General features: G+C 63.2%; 11 protein-coding genes. 3 read left to right on the top strand and 8 right to left on the bottom strand.

Features of this window, described 5'->3' with window-relative positions:
* Positions 1 to 6: 6 nt before the first annotated feature.
* Positions 7 to 2,160: a ferredoxin family protein gene (locus tag KIO74_RS22010; protein WP_213336683.1), complete on the bottom strand. Its 2,154-nt coding sequence runs from the start codon at positions 2,158 to 2,160 to the stop codon at positions 7 to 9.
* A 645-nt stretch (positions 2,161 to 2,805) separates the two neighbouring features.
* Between KIO74_RS22010 and KIO74_RS22005 the strand changes: the two genes are divergently transcribed.
* Both KIO74_RS22005 and argE read left to right on the top strand, forming a co-directional pair.
* Positions 2,806 to 3,942: a pyridoxal phosphate-dependent aminotransferase gene (locus tag KIO74_RS22005; protein ID WP_213339130.1), complete on the top strand. Its 1,137-nt coding sequence runs from the start codon at positions 2,806 to 2,808 to the stop codon at positions 3,940 to 3,942.
* A 26-nt stretch (positions 3,943 to 3,968) separates the two neighbouring features.
* The gene (argE, locus tag KIO74_RS22000) at positions 3,969 to 5,123 is read left to right on the top strand and encodes an acetylornithine deacetylase (RefSeq protein WP_213336680.1); all 1,155 of its coding nucleotides are present in this window, start codon (positions 3,969 to 3,971) and stop codon (positions 5,121 to 5,123) included.
* A 6-nt stretch (positions 5,124 to 5,129) separates the two neighbouring features.
* Here the strand turns inward: argE and KIO74_RS21995 are convergent, their stop codons facing one another.
* From KIO74_RS21995 to KIO74_RS21980, 4 genes are all read right to left on the bottom strand, one after another.
* Complete coding sequence (locus KIO74_RS21995) at positions 5,130 to 6,398, bottom strand: NAD(P)/FAD-dependent oxidoreductase (protein ID WP_213336677.1); 1,269 nt, start codon at positions 6,396 to 6,398, stop codon at positions 5,130 to 5,132.
* Complete coding sequence (locus KIO74_RS21990) at positions 6,388 to 7,323, bottom strand: ABC transporter permease (RefSeq protein WP_213336674.1); 936 nt, start codon at positions 7,321 to 7,323, stop codon at positions 6,388 to 6,390. Before KIO74_RS21990 ends, KIO74_RS21995 begins: the two co-directional genes overlap by 11 nt.
* A gap of 3 nt (positions 7,324 to 7,326) precedes the next feature.
* Positions 7,327 to 8,304 (bottom strand): ABC transporter permease, encoded by a 978-nt coding sequence (locus tag KIO74_RS21985; protein WP_213336671.1) that lies wholly within the window; start codon positions 8,302 to 8,304, stop codon positions 7,327 to 7,329.
* A 139-nt stretch (positions 8,305 to 8,443) separates the two neighbouring features.
* Positions 8,444 to 10,021 (bottom strand): ABC transporter substrate-binding protein, encoded by a 1,578-nt coding sequence (locus KIO74_RS21980; protein ID WP_213336668.1) that lies wholly within the window; start codon positions 10,019 to 10,021, stop codon positions 8,444 to 8,446.
* Between the two features lie 374 nt (positions 10,022 to 10,395).
* On the opposite strand from KIO74_RS21980, the gene KIO74_RS21975 reads away from it, so the two are divergent.
* Positions 10,396 to 11,886, top strand: coding sequence for an amidase (locus KIO74_RS21975; RefSeq protein WP_213336665.1), 1,491 nt, complete (start codon positions 10,396 to 10,398; stop codon positions 11,884 to 11,886).
* Here the strand turns inward: KIO74_RS21975 and KIO74_RS21970 are convergent.
* From KIO74_RS21970 to KIO74_RS21960, 3 genes are read right to left on the bottom strand one after another with little or no spacing between them, the layout of a single operon-like run.
* Complete coding sequence (locus KIO74_RS21970) at positions 11,871 to 13,754, bottom strand: dipeptide ABC transporter ATP-binding protein (RefSeq protein WP_213336662.1); 1,884 nt, start codon at positions 13,752 to 13,754, stop codon at positions 11,871 to 11,873. The two genes, KIO74_RS21975 and KIO74_RS21970, sit on opposite strands and share 16 nt — an antisense overlap.
* Before the next feature lie 5 nt (positions 13,755 to 13,759).
* On the bottom strand, positions 13,760 to 14,635 hold the full coding sequence (locus KIO74_RS21965) for an ABC transporter permease (protein WP_213336659.1): 876 nt from the start codon (positions 14,633 to 14,635) through the stop codon (positions 13,760 to 13,762).
* Positions 14,632 to 15,651 carry an ABC transporter permease gene (locus KIO74_RS21960; protein ID WP_213336656.1) on the bottom strand — a complete coding sequence of 340 codons (1,020 nt, stop codon included), beginning with the start codon at positions 15,649 to 15,651 and terminating at the stop codon, positions 14,632 to 14,634. Before KIO74_RS21960 ends, KIO74_RS21965 begins: the two co-directional genes overlap by 4 nt.
* Positions 15,652 to 15,688: the final 37 nt, after the last annotated feature.

The following is a 15,688-nucleotide window of genomic DNA, read 5'->3' as shown; positions in this document are numbered from 1 at the left end:
CCTCGTTCACGCCGGGAAGACCACGCGCCGACTGTCGCGCCGGCGCTGCAGGAAGCCGATCACCGCGCTCCGGACCTTTGCGAGGAAGCGGTCCAGGCCGGTTGGATTGTGGATGATATCCGCCCGATAGAAGGACGGGCAGAGCACGGCCGCCTCGGAGACCTCGCCGCAATTGCCGCAGCCCACGCAGGAATTGTCGATGGCTGCGACCGGATCATCCTTCAGGGGATCATCGGTATGTTTCACCGACAGCGACGGGCAGCCCGAGAGGCGAATGCAGGCATGATCGCCGGTGCAGACATCCTCATCGACCCCGAAACGCTCGCGCACCATGCGCTGGCCCGCCTTGACCGCCTTGTTGAACTGCGGTTTCACGCGCCGTTGCTTGTTCAACATGCATTCCGACGAGGCGACAATGACCTTGGGCCCACGTTCCGACGTCGTCAGCGCTTCTTTCAGGGTATCGCGCATCTTGGCGACGTCATAGGTCCGGTCGATCTGGCGCACCCATTGGACGCCGATGCCCTTCACCGCGTCAACGATCGGATGCTTCGTCGATCGTTCAGGATTATCGGCGCGCGAAGACAAAATATCCTGCCCACCGGTGGCGGCGGCATAGTGATTGTCGACGATCAGGATCACGCCGTCCTGCTTGTTGTAGACGGCGTTGCCGACGCTGGTGGAGAGGCCGTTGTGCCAGAAGCCGCCATCGCCCATCACGGAGATCGGGCGTTTGTCGGCCTCCACATTGAAGGCGGAAGCCGAGGCCGGCCCCAGCCCATAGCCCATGGTTGTCGCGCCGATATTGAAGGGCGGCAGGATGGAGAAGAGATGGCAGCCGATGTCGGCCGAGACGTGATGCTGGCCGAGTTCCTTCTCGACCAGTTTCATCGCCGCGAAGATGGGCCGCTCGGGACAGCCGGTGCAGAAGCCGGCAGGCCGCTGCGGCACGACATCGGCAAGGGCCTTGACCTTCGGATCGGCGAGGATCGGCGTCGCATCCGGCAGGGGCGGCCGATTGCCGAGCAGCACGCGGGCGTGGGTCTCGAAGAAGGCGGTGAGGCCGTTGATCAGGACAGGCGCCGTCATCTCGCCGCCAAGCGGCAGAAGATCCTTGCCGCTCACCTTGGTATTGATGTCGCGGCGACGCAACAGCGTATGCAGGCTCTGCTCGATATACTCGGGCTGCCCCTCCTCCACCATGAGGACGGCCTTCTTGCCGAGGCAGAATTCCACCATCTCGTCGTCGATCATCGGATAGGCGACGTTAAGAACATAAAGAGGAACCGCGGAATTGCCGTAGACGTCCGCCAGTCCCATGAACTGCAGCGCGCGCATGACGCTGTTATACATGCCGCCCTGTAGGACGATGCCGACGTCACCTTGCTCGGGCCCGAAGAATTCGTTGAGCTTGCGCTCCTTGATGAAGGCGACGGCGGCAGGCCAGCGCTTCTCCAGCTTTTCCTTTTCATGGATATAGGCGGCCGGTGGAAGGACGATGCGGTTGACGTCGCGTTTCGGTGACTCGACAGCCTGCCGCAAGGTGAACTCAGGCTTCTTGTTATCCTTGGCGACGAATTGGCCGTGCACGTGACAGGTGCGGATGCGAACGCCAAGCATCACCGGCGTATTGGAAGCCTCCGATAATGCAAAGCCATCCTCCACCGCCTTGACGATGGACTCCAGATTTGGCCGGGGATCGAGCAGCCACATCTGCGACTTCATGGCAAAGGCATGGGAGCGCTCCTGCATGATGGAGGAGCCCTCGCCGTAATCTTCACCGATGATAACGAGAGCGCCGCCCGTCACGCCGCCGGACGACAGGTTGGACAGCGCATCGGATGCGACATTCGTGCCGGCGGTCGATTTCCAGGTCACGGCCCCACGCACCGGATACATGACGGATGCCGACAGCATTGCGGCAGCGGCGGCTTCCGAGGCTGAGGATTCGAAATGGACACCCAGGTCGTCGAGCACATCCCTGGCGTCGGCAAGCACATCCATGAGATGGGAAATAGGTGAGCCCTGATAGCCCCCGACATACGAGACGCCAGACTGCAACAATGCTTTGGTTATGGCGAGAATACCTTCCCCCCGGAAGATCTCGCCTTCGCCCAGCTTGAGGTCCTGGACCTCGCGGGCAAATGAACGCTCAGCCATGCAACTGGCCTCCCATCATGACGACCATGGCGACAGCGCCTACGAAATCCATCATCGGCCCCGATCACCGCCTGCCTGCCGAAGCCCCGATATCTGAGAATACATATTCTGAGGGTCTGGCCGGCCTGTTCCCATTTCTTTGAACAAGAATAGGGAAAGGTTGCGCCGTGGCAAGATCGAAAATGGCTCAGACGTCGGTTCTAAAGGATGCATTTGCATATTTATCAGACGGCGCGATAGCGCGGACGGCCGCTTCGGCAGCGCAGGAACACGCCACTTCAGACCACCAGGAACGACGCCGCTGTTGCATTTCGCATCCATCGGCATAGAATAGTTTGAACTTGAAATAATCACCGCGCAAGGCTTGAATCGAGGAGGCTTGAACGACGAGCGGTCACGGTGGGACACCGTAATCGATCGACTCTCCTGGATGAGTCGGCCGGCCGGAACGGTGCGTCCTCAAGCGCGCGATCCGGCAGCATCCTTCGGAAGATGCAATTGCACTGATTCAAGCCAGCACGCGGGTGGGATCGCGCTGTGCCGCTGGTATCGGATCAATTTGGAGCGGACTGCTCACAATCCTGTGGAGTGACTATTTTGGCATTACCGGCAGATCTCGCGCCCGCACTTGGCATCCGCCCATGCATGGCCAGTATTCCCATGGAAAATATTGCGCGGCTCGCCGTGGAGGCACAGGGCATAGAGGGTGTCATTCCACTCTGGTATGGCGAGGGCGACATGGTGACGCCCGCCTTCATCCGCGATGCCGCGAAAGCGGCCCTCGATCAGGGCATGACCTTCTATGTCCCGGACATGCGCGGGTTGCCGGAGCTCTCCGAAGCCTTGTCGACCTACCAGACCGCCCTGCATGGGCGCCCGATCTCCCGGGCCCGCTCCACCGTTACGCCGGGCGGCATGCAGGCCGTCTATCTCGCGCTGTCGCTGATCGTCAATGCGGGCGACGAAGTCATCTATATCGAGCCGCAATGGCCGAATATCCGCGCCGCCATCCATATGCAGGACGGAACCCCGGTGCCCTTCCCTCTCGATTTCCGCGATAGTGACTGGCGGCTTGATCTCGACCGGCTGTTCGCCTCCTGCACCGCGAAGACGCGGGCGATCTTCCTTCCCACCCCTTCCAACCCCGGCGGATGGGTGGCGACGGCCGCGGAACTCGATGCCATTCTCGCATTCAGCCGGCGCACCGGCATATGGATCCTCAGCGACGAGGTCTATGGCCGCATCTATTTCGACGGCCCCGTTGCCCCCTCGATGCTCCAGATCGCCGATGACGAAGACCGGGTCATGGCGGTGAACAGCTTTTCCAAGGCCTGGGCGATGACCGGCTGGCGCGTGGGTTGGCTCTCCCATCCCGCCTCGCTCTCCCCCACGATTGGCGCGATGACCCAGTATCTCAACAGCGGCACCGCTGGCTTCGTCCAGGCGGCGGCGGCCGCCGCCTTGATCCATGGCGAACCTGTGGTCGATGAGGTGCGCGAGCGCTGCCGCACTGGCCGCGATATCGCATATGAGCATCTGGCTGGCATCAACCAGCTTGAGTTCGGCGCCAAGCCGCAAGGAGGCCTCTATGTGTTCTTCGCCCTGAAGGGCGAGGACGACGCGATGGTGGCCTGCAGCAGGATCCTGCACGAAGCGCGCGTCGGGCTGGCACCGGGCCACCTCTTCGGGGGCATCGCCAAACGCTTCATGCGCATGTGCGTCCTGCGTGACGCCCGCCAGATCGAGCAGGCCTGCTCACGCATCGCCGAGGCTCTGAGATAATCCCCTGCTTCGGGAAATGGACCGCCATGTCAACGCTATCTGCCAAAGGCGCGCTCGGTCACCTCATCGGCTTTCCGACTGTGAGTTCCGCCAGCAATCTCGATCTATTGCACTGGGTTGAGGCGATATTGGCGCCGCTCGGCGCTCGGTTCCGGCGTTTCCCCAATGCGGATGGCGCGAAAGCCAATCTTTTCATCAGCATCGGCCCGGATGGGCCCGGCGGCCTCGTCCTGTCCGGGCATACGGATGTGGTCCCAACGTCCGGGCAGGCCTGGACAGGTGACCCCTTCGTCATGCGGGAGGAAGGCGGCCGGCTCATTGGCCGCGGCGCAACCGACATGAAGGGCTTTCTCGCCTCAAGCATCGCGGCGGCGCATGATGTCGCGGCGCTGCCACTGGCCAAGCCGCTGCATCTGGCCTTTTCCTATGACGAGGAGGTCGGCTGTACCGGCGTCTGGTCCATGGCCGAATGGCTCGGCCAATCGGGCCTCGCGCCGCAACTGGCCGTCATCGGTGAGCCCTCGTCGCTCAAGGCGATCGATGCCCACAAGGGCGGGCTCATCGGTTGGACCACCGTCACCGGCAAGCCTGGCCATTCCTCGCAGCCTGATCGCTATGTCAATGCGGTGATGGTCGCAGGCGAGCTCATCGCCTTCATCAACGGCCTGCGGCGCGAATTTGCCGAGGGTGGGCGCCATGAAGGCCTTGATCCGCCCTACAGCACCATCCAGGTCAATATCATCAACGGCGGCCTCCACGGCAATATCGTCGCCGAAAGCTGCCGCTTCTTCTGGGAAATGCGCGTCATTCCCGGCGTCGATGACCGCGCCGTGCTCGCGCGCATCGAGCGCTTCGCGCGGGAGGCCCTCGAACCGGCGATGAAGGCGATCGATCCCGCTTGCGGCATCGCCTTCGAGGTTCAGGCCCATATCCCGCCGCTCGGCCCCAATGCCGACAGGGAAGCTGAGACGCTCCTTATGGATCTCGTCGGCCAGACGGCTCCGTTGAAGGTTCCCTATGGCACCGAGGCGGGCATCTTCCAGCGCTTCGGCACACCGGCTCTCGTCTGCGGCCCGGGCGATATCGCACAGGCCCACCAGCCCGACGAGTTCATCGAAGAGGCCGAGCTCGAACGCTGCGTAGCGCTTATCAGTCGCTTGGCGGAACAACGTCTTTGTTGAGATGCGCTATACGGCAAAACGCTCTGCGCGGTAGGCCTGCGGCGAGATAAAGGACGTTTCTCCGCTCATCATCTCCGCCAGCATGCGTCCGGTTGTCGGGCCCAATGTCAGGCCATAGTGGCTGTGCCCAAAGGCGAACCACAGTCCGGCATGGCGCGGCGCGGCGCCGATCACCGGCAGCATGTCCGGCAGGCAGGGGCGCGCGCCGAGCCAGGGCTCCGGCTCAATGGGATCTCCGAGCGGGACCGCGCTGCGCGCGCGCGCTTCGATGCGCTGGATCTGGACTGGGGTCGACGGTGCATCGCGCGGGGCGAGCTCGGCGCCCGAGAGCAGGCGAATGCCACGCGCCATCGGGACAATCAGGCAGGCCTCGTCGCGGACATAGACGGCCTGTGTCAGCCGGGCGCTGTCATCATAGGCGAAATGCCGATGATAGCCGCGCTTGACGGCAAGCGGAAAGCGATAGCCAAAGCGCGCGGCAAGATCGGCGGTCCACGGCCCGAGCGCGACGACGGCGTGATCGGCGGAGATCGTCTCTCCACCGGCGGAGCGGATGTCCCATGTGCTGCCTTTATCGGCGAGCGTCAGCGCATCCGCGCGCAGGATCTGGCCACCCCTAGCGCGGAAGAGCCGCGCATAAGCCTCCACCAGCCCACCGGGATCGATGATCCGGCAGGTGTCGGGCCAGGCGATAGCCCCGTGGAAGCCGGGCTTCAATGCGGGCTCCAGGGCATAGAGAGCCTCCGCTCCCAGTTGCTCCGCGGTGACACCGTGACGACGTGCGAAGTTCGCCTCGCGGTCTGCGGCTTCAAGCTGTTGCGATGAACGACAAATTTCGAGCCAGCCGTCGTGGCGCAGCAGACCCGTTACACCGGCCTCGGCGATCAGTGCCTCGTGTTCGGCAAGCGCGGTATCGATCAAGGCGCGGAACGACGGCCCAATGCGGGCGAGTGCGCTGTCCTGGGAGGCCCGCCAGTAGGCAAGGAGCCAGGGCGCGATGCGCGCCAGGAAGCGCGGCTCGTAACGCACAGCGTCGGACCGGTTCATCGCCAGCTTCATCAGCGTCGAGAAGCCACGCGGAAAGGGATGCGGCAGCACGGATGAGCATTCGATGAAGCCCGCATTGCCGTAGCTCGTCTCGCGTCCTGGATCCTTGCGGTCGACGAGAACGACGGACCAGCCGCGCTGCTGGAGATGCAATGCGATCGAAACGCCGACGATACCGGCGCCGAGTACCAGCGCCCGGCGCCCGGCGGGAGCCCGGTCAGTGGCCATTTTGATCGCTATATGGGTCCATTACGTGCCGCAGACGATCACCGACAAGATTGATGGCGAGGACCAGCAGCAGGAGAGCAAAACCGGGAAAGGTCGAGATCCAATACTTTCCAGAGAGCAGGTAACCATAGCCATTGGCGATGAGCATGCCGAGCGAAGGTTCGGTTACGGGCACGCCAACACCGAGGAAGGAAAGCGTTGCCTCCAGCGAAATCGCATGGGCGATCTGCACCGTGGCGATCACGATGAGTGGCGGCAGGCAGTTCGGCAGGAGATGTCTGAACATGATACGCCATCGCGGCGCCCCAAAGGAGACAGCGGCCGCGATATAGTCTTTCTCCCGTTCGACGAGGGCCGATCCCCTGACCGTGCGCGCGTAATAGGCCCATTGTACGATAACGAGGGCCAGGATGACCTTGTCGATGCCGCGCCCGAAGACTGACAGCAGAACCAGCGCCACGAGTATCGAGGGAAACGAAAGCTGCAGGTCCACGATACGCATGGCGATGGCGTCGACGCGACCACCTAAATATGCGCAGCCGATGCCGACAACGGCGCCGATCGCGCTTGCGATCAGAACAGATACGACGCCCACGCCGATCGAGATGCGCAGGCCGTGCAGGATGGCGGACAGCATGTCACGCCCCTGGTCATCGGTTCCGAGCCATGCGGTGATGCCGTTGCCCAGCGCGGAGCCTGGCGCCAGCATGTTGTCCATGATGTCGAGGGTGTCGAGATCATAGGGGTTCTGCGGCGAGATCTGAGGCGCGAAAAGTGCCAGGATCAGGAAGAGGCCAAACAAGGCCAATCCGAAAACAGCGCCGGGTGCTCGCAGAAAGGCCTTGATCCGCTTGCGGGTAACGCTCTGGCGGGGCTGCTCCGCCTCCGTCGTTCCGGGGCCGGTTGGAATATGAACTGCGACCATGGCTCAAGCCTTCGATGCGCTGAAGCGCACGCGCGGATCAAGGACGGCATAGAGCCCGTCCACGATCAGATTGACGGTGACGAAGATCAGGCAGGTCACCATGAGATAGGCGACGATGACCGGCCGGTCGATCCGATTGATGGAATCGATCAGGAGCTTGCCCATGCCGGGATAGGAGAACACCGTTTCGACCGCCACGGCGAAGGCGATCATGGCGCCGAACTCGAGCCCCATCACGGTGATGACGGGAATGATGACATTCTTGAGAAGATGAACGGTCACGATGCGGACCGGCGGGACGCCGCGGGCGCGCGCCGTACGCATGTAATCCTGCCGGTTGACGTTGCGTGTGCCTGTCTCGCAGATGCGAATGATCAGGGAGGTCTTGTAAAGGGCGAGCGTAAAGGCCGGCAATATGAGATATTTCAGCCCTTCCAGGGAGAGGATCGACAGGGGAATGCCAAAGACGTCCACCGTCGGCCCTCGCCCGCCCGACGGCAGCCACTTCAGCTGCACGGCGAAGATCGAGATCAGCATCAGGCCGATCCAGAAATTCGGAAGCGAGAAGCCGAGAATCGACCCGGACATGATGGTCTTGCCGCTGAGGCTGGCAGGTTTCAGCCCGGCGATGATACCGAGCGGAATGCCTATGGCGAGAGCGATCGCCATGGCGACTATGGCGAGTTCAAGGGTCACCGGCAGCCGCTCAAGAATGACCGTGGTCGCGGGCTTGCCGTAAACAAAGGAATTGCCGAGATCCCCCCTCACGGCGTTCCAGAGGAAACTCGCGTATTGCTCCAGAATAGGCCGGTCCAACCCAAGACGCGCGACTGCCGCCGCGCGTTCCGTCTGGTCGGCGTCCGGGCTCACCATGACATCGACGGGATTCCCCAAGGCGAAGACCGCGAAGAAGACCAGCGTTGCCGTGACGAAGAGTACGAGCAGGCCGCCGATTAGACGGCGCGTCAGGAATATCAGCATCGTCCTACAGCTCCTGTCTGCCGCTCGTCATGGCAGGTCGGTCTTGTCAATCGAGTGGCGGCGATCACCTCGTGAGCGATCACCCGGCAAGCGATCATTTGGCAAGCGATCATTTGGCGGGCAATCACTTGGCAGGCAATCACTTGGCAGGCGTGAACATGAGCGCGGACGTGCGCTCGTCCATGCGCGGCGTGATGGTGATGCCGGGCTTCGCGGCCCAAGTATTCGCCTGGAAGTAGAGCGGAACGATGGCCACGTCATCATGCACGATTTGGGTCGCGTCCTGAAGCAGCTTCGAGCGAGCCGCGTCGTCCATCGTATTCAGCGCCTTTGCGGTCACGGCATCGAGATTCGGGTTGCAGTAATTGCCCCAATTGACTGGTCCCCAACCCTTTTCCTTGTTTGTGCAGGCGATCATCGCGCGGATGGGCGACGACGCCTCAGCCGTCTGCGCGCCCCAACCCATCATGACCGATGAGAACTCGCCCTTGTTGCCGCGCGTGTTGATGACGGCGAAGGGCACGGCATCGACGGACGTGCGAATGCCGACGCGGGTCAGCATCTGCGCGAGAGCCTGCGCGACCTTGGCGTCGTTGATCAGCCTGTTGTTCGGTGAGGCGAGCACCAGGCGGAAGCCCTTGTCGTAGCCGGCCTCGGCGAGAAGCTTCTTCGCCTGTTCGGGATCGTACGACGGCTTGATGCCGGGAACAAAGCCCTGCATCGTTTCGGTCACGATATTATTCGTGGGGAAGGCAAGTCCCTGCATCAGGCGGCTTGCGATCGCCTCGCGATCGATAGCGAGATTGACGGCCTTGCGCACGCGCACGTCCTTGAAAGGATTGGCCTTCAGGGGGCTACCGTCAGCGGCCGATACGCCAGGGGTCTCGTCGCGGCCGCTATCGAGGAAAAGGAAGATGAGCCGATGCGACATCTTCTCCCCGACCACGAGGTTCTTGTTGTTTTTTACGGCTTCAAGGTCGGGCGTCGGGATGTTTTCGATGGCATCCACCTCTCCTGACAGGAGCGCGCTCAGCCTGGAGCTGTCATTCGGCAGGAAGCGTATCTCAACCGTGTCCCAAGCGGGTTTGTCGCCCCAATAGTTTTCGTTCGCCGTCATGATCACCCGATCATCGGGCGTATAAGACTTGAACTTATAGGGACCGCTGCCGACGACCCCTTGCCCTGTGACAAACTTGTCGGACGTCAGGCCTTCCGTCGCCTTCTTGCTGACGATGAAGACATTGGTCAGATCCGCCAGAAGCAGCGGATAGGGCGCTGCCGTCTTCAACTGGACCGTTTGCTCATCGATGATCTTCTTCTCGACAACCGGGCGCGTATAGATTGTGAAGCTTGAAGGGCTATTGGGGATGGTAGCGGGTCGATCCAGCGACCAGACGACGTCTTCCGCGGTCACGGCCGAGCCATCGCTGAATTTCGCGGGCCTTAGTTTGAATTCCCAGGTCGTGTCGTCAACGAGACGCCATGATTCAGCCAATGCCGGAACAATCTGGCTGTCGGGATCCATCTGGACCAGCGTGTCGAACATATTGCGCGATACAGCGATGTTCTGGCTGGCGTTATGAAACTGAGGATCGAGGGTCGTCGCCGGCGCACTGAAGCCGATTTTCAGGTCGGCCGCCCAGCTCGCGGCCGGGAGAGAGGCGACAACGGCAAAAGCCGCGGCCCGCAACACAGTCGTAATGCCTGTCTTTCTCATAGAATGGGCCCCTCTAGGCGCGTTTGGTCATTTGATCAAAGCCGATTTGATGGCACCTAGGATAAACATAGATTGCTGCGAGGTAAATGCTTCAAGCTTGAAGTTCCCCTTGAACTTCCCATCCCAACGTCTAAGCTCCACGTCCAATCATCGCCTGGAGTGGGACAGGCGTTTACGCTCGCTGCAACAATGCGGACGTGAACGGTGATCGCGCGGGAATAAACGGCAAACAGCTCCGTCGATGGTCAAGATACCTGTGTCTCCTCCACCTTGCACCAACAACGCAGCGTGTGTGATCGTCGCATACGGAATCAAGTATCCACACCACTATACGCGGTCAGCACGGCCGCGATTCTTGAAGGCAGGAACAGCCCATGCAGCCTTGTGATCTCTCCGCGATCGAGGCCCGCCGCCTTATAGGCACACGCCAACTTTCACCCGTCGAGCTCCTCGAAAGTTGTATCGCGCGCATTGAAGCGATCGATCATGCGGTCAACGCGATGGTCACGCGCGATTTCGAGCGCGCACGCCAGACGGCTCGCGAGGCCGAGGCCGCCGTCGTACGCGGGGAGCCGCTCGGACCGCTGCACGGCCTGCCCATCGGCATCAAGGACACATCCGAGACCGGGGATCTACGCACGACCTTCGGCAGTCCGATTTTCAAGGACAATGTGCCGGCCGCCGACGAGCGCTTCGTCGCTCTCATCCGGCAGGCTGGCGGCATTGTCGTCGGCAAGACGAATGTTCCGGAATGGGCGGCGGGTGGCAATACGCGTAATCCCGTTTTCGGCGCGACGGGTAACCCCTTCGATCCCACACGTTCGGCGGCGGGTTCCTCCGGCGGTTCGGCGGTTGCCCTCGCCTGCGGCATGGTGCCCTTGGCCTCGGGCTCGGACACCGGCGGCTCGCTGCGCAACCCGGCCGCCTTCTGCGGTGTCGTGGGGTTCCGTCCTTCGCCTGGCCTTATCCCCAGCGAGAAGCGGGGCGCGGCCTGGCTCCAGGTATCGACCAACGGGCCAATGGCGCGGACCGTCGGCGACGCGGCGTTATTGTTGTCCGTGATGATGGGCGAGGACAGCCGCGACCCCCTGTCGGCGGTGGTTCCCGGCGAAACCCTGCGCAACCCGGCAGATTATGCCAGCCTGCCGGAGATCGATCTTTCGACATTGCGTGTGGCGATAACGCCGGATTTCGGCTTCGCTCCCACTGAGCATCAGGTCGCTGCGACGCTCGCGGAGAAAACCGGGATGTTTCGCTCGGTCTTTCGCGAGGCGGCTGACACGACCCCGGATTGCACGGGGGCGGACGACGTCTTCGCGGTCCTGCGCGCGGTCGCCGCGCTCGCCATGTTCGGTCCGCTCGCCGCCAAGTACCCCGATCAGCTCGGGCCTAATATCAAGGATAATATCGCCGAGGGAGACGGCTACAGCGCGCGTGACGTGGCCGAGGCGATGAATGCCCAGACGGCGATGTATCGTCGCTGGCAGGCCTTCTACAAAGACTACGACGTCATCCTGGCGCCGAGCGTCACCATCAGCCCCCGGCCGTGGCGGGAGCTCTATCCCCGCGAAATCAACGGCCGCCCGACGCGCAGCTATTACCATTGGCTGGCCTGCGCTTATGCCGCGACACTGCCGGGACATCCCGCGGTTTCCCTGCCCGTCGGCCTCGATGGCAACGGCATGCCCTTCGGCCTGCAGGTCATCGGCCCGCGCGGCGGCGACCGCTTCACCCTCGGCGTCGCGGCCGCGCTCGAGCGGCATCTGACGGGCGACCGTCGCACCGCGCGGCCCCTGCCTGATATCGCGGCACTCCAGGCGGCGCCGGCCATTGCCGAGGCGGAGGGCTTCTACGCGTTCGACTGAAGCAGGAGCTCTTCGGCGTCGCCGGGCTTGGCGGCGACCGGCGCTGGCCATGGCTGATCGAGATCGTCGGGGGGGACCGCTGCGATCAACTGGCGCGTATAGGGATGCTGCGGGTTGCCGAAGACATCGTCGACGGTACCCTCCTCCACCACCACGCCATGGTGCATGATGACGACGCGCGAGCAGAGATAGCGCACGACGGCCAGATCGTGTGAGATCAGGATGAGGCTGAGATCGCGGGCGGCGCGCAGGTCGAGCAGCAGGTTGAGGATCTGCGCCTGGACGGATACGTCAAGACCCGACACGATCTCGTCCGCGATGAGAAGATTTGGCGTGACACAGAGCGCCCGCGCGATATTCACCCGCTGCTTCTGGCCGCCCGAAAGCTGGGCGGGATAGCGCTCCAGCAGCTCGCCTGAAAGCTTGGTCTCCGCCAGGAGCGACCGCGCGCGTTCGAGACGTTCGGCATGCGACGCGCCTGTGGGCTCCATGGCCTGGGTCACGATGTGATCGATCGAGCGGCGTGGATTGAGCGCGGATTGCGGATCCTGGAAAACCATCTGCATGGTGTTGAGGCGCAGCTCGCGCGCCTTGCGATCGGCGAGCGTGACATCCTCACCCTCGACGAGGATGCGGCCGGCGGTTGGTTTCTCCAGGCCTATGATGAGCCGCGCGAGCGTGCTCTTGCCGGATCCGGATTCGCCCACGATCCCGATGAATTCGCCGCGCCGGACCGTCAGCCCGACATTTTTCACGGCGTCCGTTCCGGGCCTGCGCCGCCCGAGCCAGTCAGCCTTGCCTGGATAATGCTTGAAGAGACCGTCGAGAACGAGCACGGGCTCGCCGTCTTCTTCCCCGGCGGGCGGCACAAGAATGGGCTCGGCTTCGATCACGGCCTCCGCCTTCTCGCGGCAACCGTCACTGCAGCGCACGAAATGGGCCGGCGCGATTTCACGCAAGGATGGCACGGCGTCCGCGCAGGCAGGGTCGGCGACCGGACAACGGGTGGCGAAGCGGCAACCGGGCAGTCGCGCGAAGGCGCTCACGGTCGGCATCTGGTCCGGCAGGGTGCGCAGGCGATGGCGCGGGCCGCTGAGGGCCGGATTGGCCGCCTTCAATATGCGGGTGTAGGGATGGCGCGGGGCGTCTAGGACCTCCCCGGCCGGGCCTTCCTCGATCACCTCCCCCGCATAGAGCACGGCGATCCGGTTGCAGACGCGCGCGGCCAGCCTGAGGTCATGGGTGATGAAGACCATGGCCGTGCCTTGCTCCCGCTGCAGCCGGCGCATGATCTGCACGACGGTCGCCTGGGTCGAGACGTCGAGGGCGGTGGTCGGCTCGTCGGCGATGACGAGGGCAGGCTTCGCCGCAAAGGCCATGGCGATGAGCACGCGCTGGCACATCCCCCCCGAAAGCTGGAAGGGATAGCGCTGCAGCAGCTCCTCCGGATTGCGCAGGCGGACGTCGGTGAGGGCCTGCACGATGTGCTCGCGATAGGCGCCGCGGGGCAAGCCGCCGATGCGCGCGAGGTGCTCGGCGAATTGCTGGCCTATGGTCAGCACGGGATTGAGCGATGTCAGCGGCTCCTGCGGGATGAAGGCGATCTCGCGCCCCAGCAGCTGGCGGCGTTGCTCGCCGGTGATCCGCGTCAGATCGCTACCGCCGAAGTCGAGCGAACCTTCCGAAACGCGGAAGCCGCCCGGCAGGTTGGCCGCGATCACCCGGCCGAGCATGCTCTTGCCGGCGCCCGATTCACCGACGAGCCCGATGATCTCTCCGCGCGCCACGCCAAAGCTGATGTCCCGGAGAACGGCGATGCCACCCGAGGAGGAGACTGTCAGCCCCTTGGCCCGTAACACATCAGCCATGATGGTCAGGCCCTTCCGCGGCTGGTGACGAGGCGTGGATCGAGCGCCCGGCGCAGGCCGTCGCCCAGCAGGTTGAACGACAGGATGGTCAGGAAGATCGCGAGCACGGGAACCACCACGCCGAAGGGTGCCTGATTCATGGTGGAGCGCGCATCCGCGAGCATGACGCCCCACGCCGGCACGTCGGGTTCGACGGACAGGCCGACGAAGGACATGATGGCCTCGACGACGACCGCGATGCCCGCCTCCAGGCTCAGCATCGTCAGGACGAGTGGGGCAACGGCCGGCAGAACCTCGCGCAGGAGCGTCCTGACATGGGAGAAGCCGACGAGGCGAGCGGCCGCGACATAGTCCCTGCGCGCCACCACCATCACGTCCGAGCGGATGACCCGGCAGAAGCGGGTCCAGTCGATCAGGACGATGGCAAGCACCACCTTGTTGACACCCGCGCCGAGCGCGAGCAGCAGCAGCAGCGTGAGAATGACCGGCGGAAAGGCCATCCAGATCTCGACGACACGGCTGATCAGCCAGTCGACCGGGCCCCGAAAATAGCCGGCGAGGAGAGCGAGGAACGTGCCGAGCAGCATGGCGCCCATCGAAGACAACGAGGCCACATAGAGGGCGACCCGGCCGCCATAGAGCACGCGCGACAGGATACAGCGCCCAAGCCCGTCGGTGCCCAGCGGATAAGCTGGATCGCCGCCCGCCTGCCACAAGGGCGGCAGCAGCGTGTTGATGAGGTCCTGCTCCTGTGGATCATGGGGCGCGAAGACGGGCGCACCCAGCGAAGCGATGATGATGACGAGGAGAATACTGCCGCCCACAAGAATACGTGAACTGCGCAGACAGCGCTGCAGCGCCTGGCGACCTTGAGGCGTCATGCCACCCTCAATCGCGGATTGGCCGCGAGATAGATGACGTCCACGATGGCATTGATGGCCAGCACCAGCACGCAATAGACCAAACCAACGACTTGGACGACGGGCAGGTCGTGATTGCGCACGGCATCAACCATCAGGTTGCCAAGGCCGGGATAGGCGAAAATCATCTCGACCAGCACGGTCCCCCCGAACATGAAGCCGCCCTGGACGCCGATGAGGCTGATTGTCGGCAACGCGGCGTTCTTTAGGGCATGATGAAGGATGATCTGGCGCTCCGTCAGCCCGCGCAGGCGCGCCTGGGTGATGTAGTCCTCCATGATCGTCTCGATGAGCGAGGAGCGCAGCACACGCATGATGAGCGGCGCAAGGCCGATTGACAGCGCGATCACTGGTAGAACCATGTGGGTGAGCGCACTGCCCAACACATCGATACGCCCGGTGATCAGGCTGTCGAACAGCAGGAAGCCCGTGACCGGCGGCGGCAGCGACACCGCCGGATCGAGGCGGCCGATGAAGGGGAGGAACGGCACGGTCACACCGAGAAAAAGAATGAGCAGGATCGCCCACAGGAATTCCGGGATGGCCATGATGGCTGTCGTGCCGAGATCGAGCACCTGCTCCCCGGCCGTTCCGCGCCATGCGAACATGAGCATGCCGCCGCCGACGCCGAGCAAGGTGCCGACGATGAGGCTGAAGGCCACCAGCTCGACCGTGGCCGGCAGAGCCGTAGATACGAGTTCCATCACCGGTCGGCGGAAAAAGACCGATGTGCCGAAGTCTCCCCGCAGCAGCGACGAGACCCAGATCCAGTATTGCTCCGGAATACTGCGATCGAGACCAAGCGCCCGCTTCATCGCCTCATAATCGGCCTGCGAGGATCCCGGTGGCAACGACATGGCCACCGGGTCGGCAGGCACCAGACGCAACAGGATGAAAATCAGCGCGGATACGCAGATCAGTATCGGTATCGCCAGTACAATCCGGCGCACTATGAGTTCGAGGGCTATTCTGCCCATGAATGCAGCACCTCGATCAAAAAAACGTCCAATGTCC

Origin of the sequence: Chelatococcus sp. HY11 (assembly GCF_018398335.1) — a bacterium.
Taxonomy (GTDB): domain Bacteria; phylum Pseudomonadota; class Alphaproteobacteria; order Rhizobiales; family Beijerinckiaceae; genus Chelatococcus.
Note: the sequence above shows the minus strand (reverse complement) of the source record. Positions and strands in the feature narration are given on the sequence as shown.

Excerpts from the sequence above, each read along its gene's own strand:
- KIO74_RS22010 (WP_213336683.1), bottom strand. The coding sequence starts at position 2,160 with ATGGCTGAGCGTTCATTTGCCCGCGAGGTCCAGGACCTCAAGCTGGGC.
- KIO74_RS22005 (WP_213339130.1), top strand. The coding sequence starts at position 2,806 with ATGGCCAGTATTCCCATGGAAAATATTGCGCGGCTCGCCGTGGAGGCA.
- argE (WP_213336680.1), top strand. The coding sequence starts at position 3,969 with ATGTCAACGCTATCTGCCAAAGGCGCGCTCGGTCACCTCATCGGCTTT.
- KIO74_RS21995 (WP_213336677.1), bottom strand. The coding sequence starts at position 6,398 with ATGGCCACTGACCGGGCTCCCGCCGGGCGCCGGGCGCTGGTACTCGGC.
- KIO74_RS21990 (WP_213336674.1), bottom strand. The coding sequence starts at position 7,323 with ATGGTCGCAGTTCATATTCCAACCGGCCCCGGAACGACGGAGGCGGAG.
- KIO74_RS21985 (WP_213336671.1), bottom strand. The coding sequence starts at position 8,304 with ATGCTGATATTCCTGACGCGCCGTCTAATCGGCGGCCTGCTCGTACTC.
- KIO74_RS21980 (WP_213336668.1), bottom strand. The coding sequence starts at position 10,021 with ATGAGAAAGACAGGCATTACGACTGTGTTGCGGGCCGCGGCTTTTGCC.
- KIO74_RS21975 (WP_213336665.1), top strand. The coding sequence starts at position 10,396 with ATGCAGCCTTGTGATCTCTCCGCGATCGAGGCCCGCCGCCTTATAGGC.
- KIO74_RS21970 (WP_213336662.1), bottom strand. The coding sequence starts at position 13,754 with ATGGCTGATGTGTTACGGGCCAAGGGGCTGACAGTCTCCTCCTCGGGT.
- KIO74_RS21965 (WP_213336659.1), bottom strand. The coding sequence starts at position 14,635 with ATGACGCCTCAAGGTCGCCAGGCGCTGCAGCGCTGTCTGCGCAGTTCA.
- KIO74_RS21960 (WP_213336656.1), bottom strand. The coding sequence starts at position 15,651 with ATGGGCAGAATAGCCCTCGAACTCATAGTGCGCCGGATTGTACTGGCG.